The sequence below is a fragment of the Delftia sp. SD018 genome (assembly GCF_017355445.1).
GTDB lineage: Bacteria > Pseudomonadota > Gammaproteobacteria > Burkholderiales > Burkholderiaceae_C > Comamonas > Comamonas acidovorans.
The window spans coordinates 1-15,981 of sequence record NZ_JADDRN010000025.1 but is presented as its reverse complement, the minus strand read 5'-3'; the positions used below and the strand labels follow the sequence as shown (position 1 = coordinate 15,981).

The following is a 15,981-nucleotide window of genomic DNA, read 5'->3' as shown; positions in this document are numbered from 1 at the left end:
CAGCATTTTCATTTATTGCATAGAAAAGGATGGGCCCATGTTCGAGTTGAGCCTGCTGTGCCCGGAAGACCGGGTTGAGACCGTCAGCGATGCGCTGGATGCGCTGGACGCCCTGAGCGTATCGGTGGAGGATGCCGACGCGCAGACCGAGGCCGAGCAAGCCCTGTTCGGCGAGCCCGGCATGCCGCCGCCCAAGGACGGCTGGCAGCGCAGCCGCCTGGTGGCGCTGTTCCCCTCGCAGCAAGCGGCCGAAGAGGCGCGTGATCTGCTGCTGCCCCAGGACTTCTTCGAGGGCTGCAGCATCATCGCCGTCAAGCAGGTGCCGGAGCAGGACTGGGTGCGTCTGACGCAGTCGCAGTTCGCCCCGGTGGACATCACGCCCGAATTCTGGATTGTTCCCACCTGGCACGAGCTGCCGCCCGAGGCGCGCGTAAGCATCCGCCTGGACCCGGGCCTGGCCTTTGGCACGGGCACGCACCCGACCACGCGCATGTGCCTGCGCTGGATCGCCCGCCAGCCCCAAGGCAGTCTTGGCCGCACGCTGGACTACGGCTGCGGCTCGGGCATCCTGGCCATTGGCGCGGCCAAGTTCGGTGCCACCGACATCGACGCGGTGGACATCGACCCGGCTGCCGTGGAGTCCACGCGCTACAACGCCGATGCCAACGCCGTGCAACTGAAGGCGGGCCTGCCCGATGCCGGCAACGGCGAATACCGCACCGTGCTGGCCAACATCCTGGCCACGCCGCTCAAGGTGCTGGCGCCGCTGCTGTGCGGCCGCGTGGCAGCGGGTGGAAGCCTGGTGCTGGCCGGTATCCTGGAGCGCCAGGCCGACGAGCTCAAGGAGGCCTATGCGCCGTACCTGGCGCTGGAAGTGGCCGACAGCGAAGATGGCTGGATCCTGATGACCGCGCGCCGCGCGGCCTGATTTCCGGCCCGAGTCCCCGCGCGGCCGCCGCCTTCGTGGCGCGGGCCGCGAGCAGCTGCCTACAATCGATCGCTGATGAGCCAAGTCACCCGCTGTCCTGCCTGTGGAACCCGCTTCAAAGTGGTGGCCGACCAGCTGCGAATTTCGCAGGGGTGGGTGCGCTGCGGCGTCTGCCATGAAGTGTTCGATGCCTCCGAGGATCTGCAGCCCCTGCCCACGGCACCTGTGAACGCGGCCGGCACCTCGGTGGCCGGCACTCCGGTGGCCGGCGGGGCATCGCACAACCCGGCCGAATTCGAGGACGATGACATCCGCGAATTCAGGGAATCCATGTGGCTGCCGACGGCGCCGAGCGGATTGCCGGGGCGGGGCGCATCGGGGCCTGCTGCACCTGTTGCACCCTCTGTGCCTGCCGCACCTGCCGCACCTGCGGTATCCACCGCAACCACGGCTGAGGCTGCCAGGGCCGAGCCTTCTCCGTCCATGCCGCCGGCCGAGGTGCCGGCTCCAGAGGCCCCGCCTTCGCACCCTGTGACCGCGAAGGACCCTGTCGCCAGCGCCGCCGAAGAGTCGGGCAGCGCGCTGCCTGGAGCGTCGCTGGTGGACGAGATCCTGGCTGCGTCCCGGGCAGCGCCGAAGTCCCCGCCCGCTGCCCAGGCCGAGCAGGCCGTTGACGGCCTGCTCGGACCCGAGCCTGACACTGCGGCTCCTGTGCCCGCACCGGCAAAGGATGAGGAAAGCGCGCCGTTCACACGGCCCCATAAGCCATCCGACAAGCCATCCGACAAGTCGTCCGATGCGCCTGCGCCGTCCGTGCCAACCGGCCTGCTGCGGGAATCGGAGCCGCAGGCGCAGGCCTCCGTGCCTTCGCCGGAGTTCTCCCGCTGGCCGGACAGCGATGGCGAGGGCAGCGGTGAGGCTGCTGCCGCGCTGCCCGAGGCCGAGCCCGGCTTTGTGCGCCAGGCGCGGCGCAAGGCCTTCTGGCGCCGGCCTGCCGTGCGCGTGGCGCTTGTGATGGGCAGCCTGCTGGGCGTGGGCGCCTTGGCAGGCCAGGTCATGTGGGGCCAGCGCGATGCGCTGGCCGTGCAGCATCCTTCGCTGGCGCCCGCGCTGCAGGCCCTGTGTGCCCTGGCGGGCTGCGAGCTGCAGCCACGCCGCCAGATCGGCGACGTGGTGATCGGCAGTTCGGGCTTTCGGCAGTTGCCGCGCAGCGGCCAGTACCAGTGGAGCCTGAGCCTGGAGAACCGTTCCGACTTCCCCGTGGCCATGCCCGCTGTCGAACTCACGCTCACCGATGCCCAGGACAAGCTGCTGCTGCGGCGCGTGATCCGGCTTGACCAGTTCGGCGCGCCTGCGCAGATCGAGGGCCATGGCGAGTGGAGCGTGACGGCCCCGGTCGAAGTGCAAGGCCTGGAGGCGGCCGTGGCCGGCTATCGCGCCCTGGTTTTTTATCCCTGAATCCCCCTGACTTTTCAAGAAAGCCGAGACACACCATGGCCGCTCTCATCTGCGGATCGCTTGCGTTCGACAACATCATGACCTTCGAGGGAAGGTTTGCCGACCAGATCCTGCCTGACCAGTTGCACATCCTCAATGTGTCCTTCCTGGTGCCCACGCTGCGCCGCGATTTCGGCGGCTGCGCCGGCAACATCGCCTACGCCCTGCGCTTGCTGGGCGGCGATGCCTGGCCCATGGCCATGGTGGGCAGCGACGGCGCCGACTATGTGCAGCGCCTCGACGAACTGGGCGTGCAGACCGCGCACATCGGCCAGCTGCAGGACACGCACACGGCCCAGTGCATGATCATGACGGACCGTGACAACAACCAGATCACGGCCTTCCACCCGGGCGCCATGATGCAGGCCCACGGCAACCGCATCACGCCAGAGCTCAAGGAGCAGGTGCGCGTGGGCATCATTGCACCCGATGGCCGCCAGGCCATGCTCGAGCATGCCCAGCAGTTCAAGGCGGCCGGGATTCCCTTTGTCTTCGATCCAGGCCAGGGCCTGCCCATGTTCGATGGACAGGAGCTGCGCAGCTTCATCGAGCAGGCTGACTGGGTGGCCGTGAACGACTACGAGGCCCGCATGCTCAGCGAGCGCACGGGCTGGAGCCTGGAGCAGATTTCCGGGCAGGTGCAAGGCCTGGTGGTGACGCTGGGGGCAGAGGGCTGCGAGGTCTGGGTGCAAGGCGCCAAGACCCTGGTGGCGCCGGTGCAGCCCGCCGCCGTGGTCGATCCCACGGGATGTGGCGACGCATGGCGTGGCGCCATGCTGTTCGGCCTGGAGCGTGGCTGGGACCTGGTGCGTTGCGCCGAACTGGGCAACCGCCTGGGCGCGCTCAAGATTGCCAGCCGTGGCCCGCAGAACTACGTGCTGGACTTCGCCCAGCCCTGAAGCCGGGATCGCCGGCCGGCGGCGCAGCCGCGGTCTTCATAATGAAAAAAGCCCGACTCCAAAGAGCCGGGCTTTTTGCTTTGAGACCGGAAAAGTCTCAGGGCTTGTTGCCTGTGGGGAAGGGCCATGCGGCTTGGGGAGCCAGGCGGGTTTGCGCGATGGGCGCGGGTGCGGCAGCGGGAGCTGCAGGCGCGGCAGCGGCGGGAGCTGCTGCGGCCTTCTTGGGGGCAGCGGCCTTCTTCGGGGCTGCAGCCTTCTTGGCGGGAGCGGCAGGAGCTGCTGCGGCCTTGGCGGGCGCTGCGGCAGGCTTGGCAGCTGCAGCGGGCTTCTTGGCAGCAGCAGGAGCGGCAGCCTTCTTGGCGGGAGCAGCGGCCTTCTTCGCGGCAGGTGCAGCAGCCTTTGTGGCAGCGGGAGCAGCGGCCTTCTTGGCAGCAGGAGCAGCAGCCTTCTTGGCAGGAGCAGCGGCCTTCTTTGCGGCAGGTGCAGCAGCCTTCTTGGCGGGAGCAGCGGCCTTCTTTGCGGCAGGTGCAGCAGCCTTCTTGGCGGGAGCGGCAGCCTTCTTTGCAGCAGGAGCAGCAGCCTTCTTGGCAGGAGCAGCAGCCTTCTTGGCAGGAGCGGCGGCCTTCTTTGCAGCAGGAGCAGCAGCCTTCTTGGCGGGAGCGGCAGCCTTCTTCGCAGCAGGAGCAGCAGCCTTCTTGGCAGGAGCGGCAGCCTTCTTCGCAGCAGGAGCAGCAGCCTTCTTGGCGGGAGCGGCAGCCTTCTTCGCAGCAGGAGCAGCAGCCTTCTTGGCGGGAGCGGCAGCCTTCTTCGCAGGAGCGGCAGCCTTCTTCGCAGCAGGTGCAGCAGCCTTCTTGGCAGGAGCGGCAGCCTTCTTTGCAGCAGGTGCAGCGGCCTTCTTGGCAGCAGGAGCTGCAGCCTTCTTCACAGCAGGTGCAGCAGCCTTCTTGACGGGTGCTGCCTTGGCAGTGGCCGTGGTTTTCTTCACGGTTTCAGCCTTGGGAGCAGCCGCCTTTTTGGCAGTGGTCTTCTTGTCGGTGGGGGCCTTGGTGGAGGCCGTCTTCTTCGCAGTTGCCATCATCTTCTCCTTCGTTGATTTGCACAAAACACTTCGGGGTACGGGGCTCCGAAGCGATCCAAAGCGATGTGGAGTGACGCATCGCAATGAACACGGAGACGCCCCACGCCGCAACACCATCGGTATTGCAAAAGCGTGAAGCGCGTCATGGTTCGCATTGTGCCTGCAGAGAAGCGATTAATCCCAGGAAAGTGCGCCGCCGGTTTGATACTCGATGACGCGTGTCTCAAAGAAGTTACGTTCCTTCTTCAAATCGATCATCTCGCTCATCCAGGGAAACGGGTTTTCCTCGTTGGGGAACAGGGCCTCAAGGCCGATCTGCGTGGCGCGGCGGTTGGCGATGTAGCGCAGGTAGCCCTTGAACATCGATGCGTTCATTCCGAGCACGCCGCGCGGCATGGTGTCCTCTGCGTAGCGGTATTCCAGCTCGACGGCCTTGACGAAAAGCGCCGTGATTTCTTCCTTGAATTCGGGTGTCCACAGCTGTGGATTTTCGAGCTTGAGCTGGTTGATCAGGTCGATGCCGAAGTTGCAGTGCATGGACTCGTCGCGCAGGATGTATTGGTACTGCTCGGCGGCGCCGGTCATCTTGTTTTGGCGGCCCAGCGCAAGGATCTGCGTGAAGCCCACGTAGAAGAACAGGCCCTCCATCAGGCAGGCGAAAACGATCAGCGACTTGAGCAGGGTCTGGTCGGTTTCGAAGGTGCCGGTCTTGAAGGCGGGGTCCATGATCGCTTCGATGAAGGGGATCAGGAATTCGTCCTTGTCGCGGATGGAGGGGACTTCGAGATAGGCGTTGAAGATCTCGCCCTCATCCAGGCCCAGCGACTCCACGATGTACTGGTAGGCGTGGGTGTGGATGGCTTCCTCGAAGGCCTGGCGCAGCAGGAACTGGCGGCACTCGGGCGCCGTGATGTGGCGGTAGGTGCCCAGCACGATGTTGTTGGCGGCCAGCGAATCGGCCGTCACGAAGAAGCCCAGGTTGCGCTTGATGATGCGGCGCTCGTCCTCGGTCAGGCCGTTGGGGTCCTTCCACAGGGCGATGTCGCGGTTCATGTTCACTTCCTGCGGCATCCAGTGGTTGGCGCAGGTGGCCAGGTACTTTTCCCAGGCCCACTTGTACTTGAACGGCACCAGCTGATTGACGTCGGTCTTGGCATTGATGATGCGCTTGTCGGCGGCATTCACGCGCTTGTGTGTGGTGCTCGGCGCAGCCTCCGCGCCGCTGGGCGTGTTCGAGAGGGTGGCGTCGTCGTCAAAGGTCAGCATTGCAAATTTCTCCGGCATGCCCTGGGGCATATGTTCAGTTCATTCGGTGCGAAAGAGTCCTCTCTTTCTGCTCCGGTCAATGTAGGACCATGGGTGGCCTGGCGTGTTGAGCAGGCCCAAGGTCCATGGCGAAGATCCTGCGCATGGCGCTGGCTGGCGGGCAGGGCGCGGGGCCTGCGCCGTGGCGAGGCCCCGCGCTGCGCGGCTTACTGGCAGGCTTCGCAGCCGGGATCGTCGATGGCGCAGAACTTGATGTCCGTCGCCGGTGCCTGGGCGCGCGCGGCGGCTGCCGCGGCTTCCAGGGCGCTGGAGGTGTTCACGGCGGCAGGCTGTGCGGCGGCGGCCGAGGGCACGGCGTTGAGCACGCGGCTTTGCACCGTGGACTTCTCGATGTTGGTGGCGCTGGTGGTGCGCAGGTAGTAGGTGGTCTTCAGACCGCGCAGCCAGGCCAGCTTGTAGGTGTCGTCCAGCTTCTTGCCCGATGCACCGGCCATGTAGATGTTCAGGCTCTGGGCCTGGTCGATCCACTTCTGGCGGCGCGCAGCGGCCTCGACCAGCCAGGTGGGCTCGACCTCGAAGGCGGTGGCGTACAGGCTCTTGACGTCCTGGGGCACGCGGTCGATGGGGCGCAGCGAGCCGTCGAAGTGCTTGAGGTCCATGACCATCACGTCGTCCCACAGGCCCAGGCGCTTCAGGTCACGCACCAGGTACTGGTTGATGACGGTGAACTCGCCGGACAGGTTGGACTTGACCGACAGGTTGCCGAACGAGGGCTCGATGGAGGCATCGACGCCGACGATGTTGGAGATGGTCGCCGTGGGCGCGATGGCCACGCAGTTGGAGTTGCGCATGCCGTGCTGGCCGATCTTGGCGCGCAGGGCATCCCAGTCCAGGCGCGAGGAGCGGTCCACTTCCACATAGCCGCCGCGTGCCTTCTCCAGCAGGTTCAGCGTGTCCAGCGGCAGGATGCCCTGGTCCCACAGCGAGCCCTTGTAGCTGGAGTACTGGCCGCGTTCCTTGGCCAGCTCGGTGGAGGCCCAGTAGGCGTAGTAGCAGATGGCTTCCATCGACTGGTCGGCGAACTCCACGGCCGCGTCGCTGGCGTAGGCGATGCGCATTTCATAGAGCGCATCCTGGAAGCCCATCAGGCCCAGGCCCACCGGGCGGTGGCGCAGGTTGGAGTCCTTGGCCTTCTGCACGGCGTAGTAGTTGATGTCGATCACGTTGTCCAGCATGCGCATGGCCGTGGTGATGGTCTTGCGCAGCTTGCCGTGGTCGATGGCGCCATCGACGATGTGGCGCGCCAGGTTGACCGAGCCCAGGTTGCAGACGGCGGTCTCGGTGTCGCTGGTGTTCAGCGTGATCTCGGTGCACAGGTTGGACGAGTGCACCACGCCGGCGTGCTGCTGGGGCGAGCGCACGTTGCAGGGGTCCTTGAAGGTGACCCAGGGGTGGCCGGTCTCGAACAGCATGGACAGCATCTTGCGCCACAGGTCCATGGCCGGGATGCGCTTGAACAGCTTGAGTTCGCCGTTGTCGGCCTTGGTTTCGTAGGCCTTGTAGGCGTGCTCGAAGGCGGCGCCGAAGAGGTCGTGCAGGTCGCCGACATCGGAGGGCGAGAACAGGGTCCAGTGGCCCTTTTCCATGACGCGCTTCATGAACAGGTCGGGAATCCAGTTCGCCGTGTTCATGTCGTGCGTGCGGCGGCGGTCGTCGCCGGTGTTCTTGCGCAGTTCGAGGAATTCCTCGATGTCCAGGTGCCAGGTCTCCAGGTAGGTGCAGACGGCGCCCTTGCGCTTGCCGCCCTGGTTCACGGCCACGGCCGTGTCGTTGACCACCTTGAGGAAGGGCACCACGCCCTGCGACTCGCCGTTCGTGCCCTTGATGCGCGAACCCAGGGCGCGCACGCGCGTCCAGTCGTTGCCCAGGCCGCCGGCGAACTTGGACAGCAGGGCGTTTTCCTTGATGGACTCATAGATGCCGTCCAGATCGTCGGGCACCGTGGTCAGGTAGCAGGAAGACAGCTGCGAGCGCAGCGTGCCGCTGTTGAACAGCGTGGGCGTGCTGCTCATGAAGTCGAAGGACGACAGCAGCTCGTAGAACTCGATGGCGCGTGCATTGCGGTCCTCTTCCTGCAGCGCCAGGCCCATGGCCACGCGCATGAAGAAGGACTGGGGCAGCTCGATGCGCGTCTTGCGCACGTGCAGGAAGTAGCGGTCGTACAGGGTCTGCAGGCCCAGGTAGTCGAACTGCTCGTCGCGCTCGGCCTTGATGGCGGCAGCCAGGCGGGGCAGGTCGTAGTTCAGCAGCTCGGGGTTGAGCAGCTCGTTGTCCACGCCCTTGCGGATGAAGCCGGGGAAGTACTCTGCGTAGGCCGCCTGGATGTCGGCCGGGTGCACGTCACGGCCCATGACCTCGCGCACGATCGTGTGCAGCAGCAGGCGGGCGGTGACGTAGGTGTAGTCGGGGTCTTTCTCGATCAGCGTGCGAGCGGCCAGGATGGAGGCCTTGAAGACTTCTTCGATCGGCACGCCGTCGTACAGGTTGCGCAGCGTCTCGGCGACGATGGGGGCCGCCTGGATATCGGCGTTGAGGTTGCGGCAGGACGCCTCGATCAGCGCCAGCAGGCGGGCCTGGTCCAGCGGCACGCGCTGGCCGTTGTCGGTCACATGCAGCACGGGCGCCGGTGCGGCGGCGGCAACCGCTGCGGCCTCGGCGGCCTTCTTCTGCTCGGCACGTTCCTGGTTGCGGCGGTCGCGGTACAGCACGTAGGCGCGTGCCACGTCGTGGTGGCCGCCGCGCATCAGGCCCAGTTCGACCTGGTCCTGCACATCTTCAATATGGAAGGTGCCGCCGCCCGGACGCGAGCGCAGCAGTGCGCGAACCACGGCCTGGGTCAGCTCGTCCACGGTCTCGCGCACGCTGGCGGAGGCCGCGCCCTGGGCTCCGCGCACGGCCAGGAAGGCCTTGGTCAGCGCGACGGCGATCTTTTGTGGCGTGAAGGGCACCACATCGCCGCTGCGGCGGATGATCTGGTAGCCGTCCTGCACGGACAGGTGATGGGCGGAGGAAGGATTGGCAGCATCACCGTGCGCAGCGGGAGCCAAAGAATTCAGTGCTTCTTGCATGAGTTTCCTCAACGGGTGTTTGTGGATAGAACGGACGCGGACCTGCACTTGGGGCAGGCTTGCTGGGAGATGGAATCGGGGTCGGATGTACACACCGTTTTCACAGGGTGTGCACAGCTTGTGAACACTAGATATGGTGTCCAGCGTGCTTCTGGGCACTACCTGTAGTGTATCGCCGTCTCATGTACACGGGGTACTCACGGCCGGAAAACCGCTGTTTGCGCTGCGCCAAACGGGTGCACAACCTACAAGCCAATAGCAGCAAAGGCCCGCTGCGCCGTGGCTTGCGGGCGATGGTCCGCCGCAAGCCGCGGCAGCCTTGGCCCTGCGCCGGTCGGACCGCTGAAAGCCCCATGGACAGTGGGGCTGCGACACATGCGTGAATTTGTAAAAAATGATCAGGCAGCCGCTGCGTGCGCCGGGCGCGCCACATCGGTTGCTTTCTGGATTGACAGACCCTTTGTCCTCTGCCTGTGGACAAGCGGGATTTTGCGCAAGACCTGGCGGTGCCTGCGATGAGGGTGTGCGCTTACGTGGAGGGCTGGCCCGCGCCCGGCGGCAGCTGCCAGTTCGCCGTGGCAGGGTGATGGGCCAGCAGCCCGCGCAGCCGGTGCCAGTCGAAGCCTACGCCCGGATCGCATTTGCGGCCCGGCGCGATGTGCTCATGGCCTGCGAGATGGGCCACGGGGTAGCGCGCCGCGATGGCGTTGCACAGGGCATCGAGCGCCGCGTACTGGGCCGGCTCGAACCGCAGGCCCTCCAGGCCTTCGAGCTCTATGCCGATGGAGTCGTCGTTGCAGCGGTCGCGGCCCCGCCAGCAGGAAGCGCCTGCATGCCAGGCGCGCGCATCGCAGTCCACAAACTGCCAGACCTCGCCCTGGCGCGTGATGAAGAAATGCGCCGACACCTCCAGGCCGCGTATCCCCTGGTAGTAAGGATGGGCGTCCCAGTCGAGCTGGTTGGTGAACAGTTGCTGGACCGCACCCGTGCCGTACTCGCCCGGGGGCAGGCTGATGGAGTGCACGACGACCAGATCGACCAGCGCCTGGGCCGGGCGCTCGCCAAAGTTGGGCGAGGGCAGGTGGCGGGCCTGCTGCAGCCAGCCGCCTTGCCAGGTCCAGGCCGGGGCCTGGGTGGCTTGCGCCTGTGGATCAGGACTCGCCATGGCCGCCTCCGTCCGCCTCGGCGCTGGCGTCGCCGGGCAGGGCGATGTTCAGCCGGTCGATGCGGTAGCGGATCTGGCGCAGGCTCAGGCCCAGGCGCGCGGCGGTGGCCGTGCGGTTGAAGCCGTTTTCCTGCAGCGCCTGCACCAGGATGCCGCGCTCGCGCTCGTCCAGCCAGGCCTGCAGGTCACGGGGCAGGTCGGCATCGGCTGGCTCTGGCGATAGCGGGCCGCCTTGCGGCAGGGGGCGCGAAGGCGAGAGCGAAGGAGATGGCGAGGCGGATGCGGGCGGTGCAGGCGGTGCGGGCGGCGTGCCGCAGGGCAGCTGCATCTCGGGATCTATGCGCAGCGGCCCGTCCTCGCCCAGCGTGATGGCGCGGTGCAGCAGGTTCTCCAGTTCACGCACATTGCCGGGCAGGGGCAGGCGGGCGATCTGCTGCACAGAGCGCTCGTCGATCTCGGGCATGGGCAGGCCGGATTCCTGCGACAGCCGTGCCAGCAGGGCGCGGCACAGGGCAGGCAGGTCTTCGCGGCGCTCGCGCAGCGGGGGCAGCAGTACCTCGATGACATTGAGGCGGTAGTACAGGTCCTGCCGGAAGCGCCCCTGCTGCACATCGGTAGCCAGGTCGCGGTGGGTGGCGCTGACGATGCGTACATCGGCCGCTTCCTCCTGTGCGGAGCCCAGGGGGCGCACGCGGCGCTCCTGGATGGCGCGCAGCAGCTTGGCCTGCATGGCCAGGGGCAGGTCGCCGATCTCGTCCAGAAACAAGGTGCCGCCGCGCGCAGCCTGGAAGTAGCCGTCGCGGTCCTGGGTGGCGCCGGTATAGGAGCCCTTGCGCGCGCCGAAGAACTCGGCTTCCAGCAGGTTTTCGGGAATTGCGCCGCAGTTCACGGCCACCATGGGGCCATGGGCGCGCTGGCTGCAGGCATGCAGCGCGCGGGCCACCAGCTCCTTGCCTGTGCCCGACTCGCCATGCACCAGCACCGGCGCCATGCCGCGCGCCACCTTGGCAATGCGCTGCTTGACGGCCTGCATGGCGGGCGACTCGCCGACCATGGCGTCCAGTGCGCCGCTGCCGTTGAGGACCGGGCTGGCGGCGGGAGCGGCCGAAGGGCTGCGCGCCGGCATCACGCCCGGGGCCGGCACACCGCCCACGCCCTGGGCGGCCGAGGCCACGACCAGGCGGAACTGCTTGAGGTCCACGGGCTTGGTCAGGTAGTCGAAGGCGCCTGAGCGCAGGGCCTCGACGGCGTTCTCGGCGGAGCCGTAGGCCGTCATGACCACGCAGCGCTCGCGCCGCTGCTGGCTGCGCAGGTCCTGCAGCAGCTCCATGCCCATGCCGTCGGGCAGGCGCATGTCGGTGATGACCACGTCGAAGCGCTGGGTCTGCAGTTGCTCGCGCGCCTCGCCCACGCTGGCGGCGGTTTCCACGCGGTAGCCTTCGCGCAGAAGGGTCAGTTCATAGAGGGTGCGCAGATCCGGCTCGTCGTCCACGACAAGGATCGATGCGGCAGCGGGCAGGGAGTTCAAAGGCATCACACCACAATCTGATCAAACAGGGAGGCCGGCAGGGCCGAGGCCGGGCCGGCACGGAACACGATGCTGAAGGCATTGCCCTCGACAGGGCCGTGCGGCGTGGGCCGCGACAGCCGCTGGTAGCTGATGCTGGCATCGTAGCGCTGGCACAGCTCGCGGCAGATATACAGGCCCAGGCCGCTGGAGCGGCTTTCCGAAGAGAAGAAGGGCTCGAACAGATGGCGTTGCACCGTGGGCTCCAGCGCGGCGCCGTCGCTCCAGACCTGTAGCCAGATCTGGCCGCCGGCCGGCGCGCCGGTCAGCACCTGCAGCGTGTGTGGCTCGTGGGCGTTGCTGCGGTAGCGCCGGGCGTTGTCCAGGAGGTTCACCAGGATGCGGCGCAGATGCTCGCCATCGAACACCACGGTCTTGTCCCTGGCGTCGAGCAGGAGCTGGATGCTGTGCGCGGGCTGGCCCTGGGCCTGCCATTCCTGGCAAACCTGGGCCACATGCTGGTCCAGGGCCAGCAGGCCGGCATGCGCCTCGCCAATGTGCTGCTGGGCCCGGGCGATGTTGAGTACGTCCTCGACGATGCGTGCCAGGCGCTCGGCATTCTGGCCCACGATGCGGCACAGCTGCTGCTGGGCCGGGTCCTGCGCCAGATCCTCGGCCAGCAGGGCATTGGCCTGGGTGATGGCGGCCAGCGGATTGCGGATCTCGTGGGCCACGGCGGCGGACATGCGGCCCATGGACGCCAGCTTCTCCGTGCGCAGCCGCGCCTCCATTTCGCGCAGGTCGTGCAGAAAGACCACGCACAGCTGCTGCAGCAGCGCGGGCTCGGCCGCGTCGGCGGCGTCGGATGGGGTGGCGACCTCGGTCAGCCAGGTGCGCAGGTGCAGGCCCGTCATGCCTTCCTGGCCGATGGACTGCAGATGGATGGCGGCCGAGATGGGCAGGTTCTGGGCAAAGCTCTGGGCCACGGCGTCCTGCAGCCGCTGCCAGCCGGAATGCTCCTTGAGGGCGAAGGGCAGGGCATGCGCGTCGGCCAGCCCCAGCAGGTGCAGCGCGGCCGGGTTGGCCTGCTGCACGCGGAACTGGGGATCTACCACCAGCACGCCTTCGCCCAGGTGGCGGATCACCAGGGCATTGACCTGTTCCTGCGTCTGGGCCTTGCGGCTGCTGTGCTGGGCCAGGTGGCGCTCGCGCCGCACGCGGCGTGCCAGCTCGTGCGTCAGATAGGCCACCGCGAAATAGCCTGCGCAGGCAAAGCTGGCCTGGTAGTAGGCCTGGGTGCTTTCTATGCGGCCAGCCACGTCCTGCCATGCCACCCAGCCCAGGGTCAGCAGCGTGACGCTGGCCGTGGTGGCCAGGGCCAGCGTCAGATTGCCCAGCACGGCCGAGATCAGGATGGGAATGGCCAGCAGGGCCGAGTAGTTCAGCGGCCCGGTCTGCAGCATCTGCAGCAGGCAGATGACCGCGATGTCCACGCCGATCACGGGCAGCCAGTGCACGCCGGCGCGGGGCGAGGGCGGCTGCGCGCGTGCCGTCAGCCGCAGCAGCAGCGTCAGCCCCAGGTAGCCCAGGCAAACCAGCCAGACCAGGGAATTGCCGCCGGGCTGCACGCTGAGCAGCGCCAGCTGCAGCAGCAAAAGCGCAGTGGCGATGAGCACGCGGCCGGTCAGGAAGCCCTGCCATAGCCGGACAAAGGGGGCGTTGGCGTCGTGCGGCGACTGCGCCGCGGCCTCGTCGATGGTGGGTGGCTGGGGGGGGACCGCGTCCTGCATGCTCAGCGCCGTTGCGCCAGGGTGCGGTGCTCTGCGCTGCAGTAGCTGCGGCCGGCCGCCTCGATGGCCTCGCTGCGCGGCAGGTGCAGGCCGCAGTGCGCGCACTCGACCATGTCCTGTGGAGCCGCCAGCGGCGCATTGGCCGGGTTGGCCGGGTTGCGCGGCGCAGCGGTCTGGCGCCGCTCGCGGGCCTCGGCACGGCGCTGGCTGCGCCAGATGCCGACAGCCACGATGATGACGATCAGGACCAGCAGGTACTTCATGTGGTGCGCTCCAGCAGCACTTCCATGACGAAGCGCGATCCCGCATAGGCCAGCAGCAGCAGCAGGGCGCCTGCATAGAGCATGCGCACGGCGCTGCGGCCACGCCAGCCAAAGCGCGCACGGCCGATCAGCAGCACGGCAAAGGTCAGCCACGACAGCAGCGAGAACACAGACTTGTGGTTCCAGACCCAGGCCTTGCCATAGAGCTGTTCGCCGAACAGCCAGCCTGCGGCCAGCGTGGCCGTGAGCAGCACAAAGCCTGCGGACACGAAGCGGAAGGTCAGGCGCTCCAGCGTGAGAAGCGGCAGGCCGCTGTCATGGCCACCGCCGCCCAGCCGCATGTGCTGCTCGGCGCGTGTCATCAGCGAGGCGTGGACCACGGCGGCCGCGAACAGTCCGTAGGAGGCAATGCCCAGTGCCAGGTGCAGCGGCAGCCAGGGCGAGGCGTTGACATGCAGGGGCGTTCCCGGAAACAGCGCGGCCATGAGCACGGCGGCCGTGCCCAGCGCGGACAGCGCCAGCTGCGCGCGCATCTTGGGGAACAGTTGCTGCTCGACGCCATAGACGGTGAGCACCAGCCAGGCCGTCATGGACAGGGCCGGTGCAAAGCCGAAGTGAGGCTGCTCCCCGAGCAGGCCCCAGGCCAGGGCCAGGGCGTGGAGCACCCAGGCCAGGCGCAGGGCAACGCGGGCGCCGGCCTGGCTGATGCGTCGGGCGCCGGCGGCTGGCACGGCATAGGCCACGGCTGCGGCAAGCGCCAGCATCCAGCCCAGGGGCGATACGTTGGCGGAAATCAGGGGGACGGAGAGCATCTTTCAATGATAGCTGTGGCTTTCCCGCCGCCGGTTGTGCAGGCTCAGAATCCGGGTGCCATGCCGTGGTTCGGCGCGCATTTTCAGGGCTCCACGGCTGCCTCGATGCGATTGCGCCCCTGGGCCTTGGCCTGGTAGAGCAGGCCGTCCGCCTTCTGCAGCCAGGTTTCCAAAGGCGCGGCAGACGGCTGCCGCACGGTGAGTACGCCGCAGCTGACGGTGAGCTGCGGCGCCGTGGGAGAGGCGGCGTGGGCGATGGACAGGCGCAGCACTTCCTGGCGGAAATGCTCGGCCATGGCCGGGGCGTCGCTTTCGCCGGGGAGGATGAGCGCGAATTCCTCGCCGCCAAAGCGCGCTGCCAGGTCGTAGGGCCGGCGCGCATGGCGCTGCAACTCGGCGGCCACGGCCTTGAGCGCCTCGTCCCCCTGCACATGACCATAGCAGTCGTTGTATTGCTTGAAGTGGTCTATATCAATGAGAGCCAGGCCCACGGGCTCGCCGGTGCGCAGGCTGCGGCGGTAGGCGCGCTCCAGCACGTCATCGAAGTGGCGCCGGTTGGCCAGGCCGGTCAGCCCGTCCACCATGGCCAGGCGCTCCAGGGCCTGGCGCTGCAGGGCCAGCCGTATCTGGTTGCGCACGCGCACCTCGACCACGGCGGGGCGTATGGGCTTGGAGACATAGTCGGCCGCGCCCAGGCGCAGGCCGTATTCCTCGGCCTCGGCATTGCTCTGTCCGGTGATGAAGATGACGGCGATATGGGCAGTGCGCTCCTGCGCGCGCAGCGCACCCAGCACCTCGTAGCCGTTCATGCCGGGCATGGCCAGGTCCAGAAGGATCAGCTGCAGGCGGTGGGCTTCGCGGTGGGCGATCACCAGGGCGCCAGGGCCGTCCTTGGCCAGCAGCACTCGGTAGTGGGGGCTCAGCAGCTCGGCCAGCATGCTGCGGTTCAGCCGCTCGTCGTCCACGATGAGGACCGTGGGCAGCTCCGACCCGGTCAGGGCGTCAAGCATCTGCGGCTCCCTGTAGGGCCATCCGGTTCGCGGCCATGCTCCGCGCCAGCTGATCGAGCGCCTGCAGCGCCGCCTCGGTTTCCAGGGACTCGGTGCAGCGCTGGATGCGCTGCAGCACGGACGCATGGCGCCCGCTGACCAGGGGCCGCAGCCGTTCCAGTTCGGCCACGGCGGCATAGTCGCTGTCGGCAATCTGCAGCCGCAGCCGAGCCAGCGTGGATGAGACTTCTTCTGCGGTCACCGGCTGCCGCTGCCGCTGCTGCGGGGGCGCAGCGCTGGACACCGTGGCCAGGGCTGGCAAGGCCGCCTGCCCGGACCGCACGGCGATTTCCGCCAGCAGGCCCTGCAGCCCATCGGCCAGCGCCTGGACCAGGGATGGAAGATCACCGCTGGGCCGGGCATTCCCGCCATTGCCGTCGCCTGACAGGCAGGCATGCGCGCCGGTCTCGGCCATGGCCGACCATTGCTCCAGCAGGTTCGCGCCCAGGTAGCCCAGGCTGCCCTTGAAGGTATGCGCCAACGACGCCACGGTTGCCCAGTTGCCGCTGCGCGCGGCGCTGCGCAGCTGTTGCGGCGCATCGGCAAAGTCCTGGGCAAAGCCTTCGATCGCGTGCAGCATGCGCGGCGATTGGCTGGCA

General features: G+C 67.5%; 13 protein-coding genes. 3 read left to right on the top strand and 10 right to left on the bottom strand.

What is annotated here, in order from left to right; genetic code table 11:
* Window positions 1-37 precede the first annotated feature (37 nt).
* The 3 genes from prmA (at window position 38) to INR38_RS21940 (ending at window position 3,324) form a co-directional block, all read left to right on the top strand.
* A complete protein-coding gene (gene prmA / locus INR38_RS21950; protein WP_012203426.1) occupies window positions 38-928 on the top strand; it encodes a 50S ribosomal protein L11 methyltransferase in 891 nt (296 codons plus the stop codon).
* Between the two features lie 75 nt (window positions 929-1,003).
* Window positions 1,004-2,386, top strand: a complete 1,383-nt coding sequence (locus INR38_RS21945) for a zinc-ribbon and DUF3426 domain-containing protein (protein ID WP_207443135.1) — start codon at window positions 1,004-1,006, stop codon at window positions 2,384-2,386.
* 35 nt (window positions 2,387-2,421) lie between these two features.
* Window positions 2,422-3,324, top strand: coding sequence for a carbohydrate kinase family protein (locus INR38_RS21940; protein WP_012203428.1), 903 nt, complete (start codon window positions 2,422-2,424; stop codon window positions 3,322-3,324).
* Between the two features lie 97 nt (window positions 3,325-3,421).
* On the opposite strand, the gene INR38_RS21935 is transcribed toward INR38_RS21940, so the two are convergent.
* The 10 genes from INR38_RS21935 to INR38_RS21890 form a co-directional block, all read right to left on the bottom strand.
* The gene (locus INR38_RS21935; RefSeq protein ID WP_207443136.1) at window positions 3,422-4,399 is read right to left on the bottom strand and encodes a hypothetical protein; all 978 of its coding nucleotides are present in this window, start codon (window positions 4,397-4,399) and stop codon (window positions 3,422-3,424) included.
* 177 nt (window positions 4,400-4,576) lie between these two features.
* A complete protein-coding gene (locus tag INR38_RS21930; RefSeq protein ID WP_012203430.1) occupies window positions 4,577-5,668 on the bottom strand; it encodes a ribonucleotide-diphosphate reductase subunit beta in 1,092 nt (363 codons plus the stop codon).
* A gap of 206 nt (window positions 5,669-5,874) precedes the next feature.
* Window positions 5,875-8,796, bottom strand: coding sequence for a ribonucleoside-diphosphate reductase subunit alpha (locus INR38_RS21925; RefSeq protein WP_013804092.1), 2,922 nt, complete (start codon window positions 8,794-8,796; stop codon window positions 5,875-5,877).
* Window positions 8,797-9,325: 529 nt separating this feature from the next.
* On the bottom strand, window positions 9,326-9,961 hold the full coding sequence (gene ampD, locus INR38_RS21920) for a 1,6-anhydro-N-acetylmuramyl-L-alanine amidase AmpD (protein ID WP_063327210.1): 636 nt from the start codon (window positions 9,959-9,961) through the stop codon (window positions 9,326-9,328).
* On the bottom strand, window positions 9,948-11,495 hold the full coding sequence (locus INR38_RS21915; protein ID WP_207443137.1) for a sigma-54 dependent transcriptional regulator: 1,548 nt from the start codon (window positions 11,493-11,495) through the stop codon (window positions 9,948-9,950). The genes ampD and INR38_RS21915 overlap by 14 nt, the downstream gene beginning before the upstream one ends.
* A complete protein-coding gene (locus tag INR38_RS21910; RefSeq protein ID WP_063327208.1) occupies window positions 11,495-13,258 on the bottom strand; it encodes an ATP-binding protein in 1,764 nt (587 codons plus the stop codon). The genes INR38_RS21915 and INR38_RS21910 overlap by 1 nt, the downstream gene beginning before the upstream one ends.
* 2 nt (window positions 13,259-13,260) lie before the next feature.
* Window positions 13,261-13,521, bottom strand: a complete 261-nt coding sequence (locus INR38_RS21905) for a PP0621 family protein (RefSeq protein ID WP_063327207.1) — start codon at window positions 13,519-13,521, stop codon at window positions 13,261-13,263.
* On the bottom strand, window positions 13,518-14,333 hold the full coding sequence (gene ccsA, locus INR38_RS21900; RefSeq protein ID WP_013804087.1) for a cytochrome c biogenesis protein CcsA: 816 nt from the start codon (window positions 14,331-14,333) through the stop codon (window positions 13,518-13,520). The genes INR38_RS21905 and ccsA overlap by 4 nt, the downstream gene beginning before the upstream one ends.
* A gap of 83 nt (window positions 14,334-14,416) precedes the next feature.
* Window positions 14,417-15,343 carry a diguanylate cyclase gene (locus INR38_RS21895; protein ID WP_063327206.1) on the bottom strand — a complete coding sequence of 309 codons (927 nt, stop codon included), beginning with the start codon at window positions 15,341-15,343 and terminating at the stop codon, window positions 14,417-14,419.
* The coding region (locus INR38_RS21890; RefSeq protein WP_207475992.1) for an Hpt domain-containing protein at window positions 15,336-15,981 on the bottom strand (646 nt) is incomplete at its 5' end. The genes INR38_RS21895 and INR38_RS21890, both read right to left, overlap by 8 nt.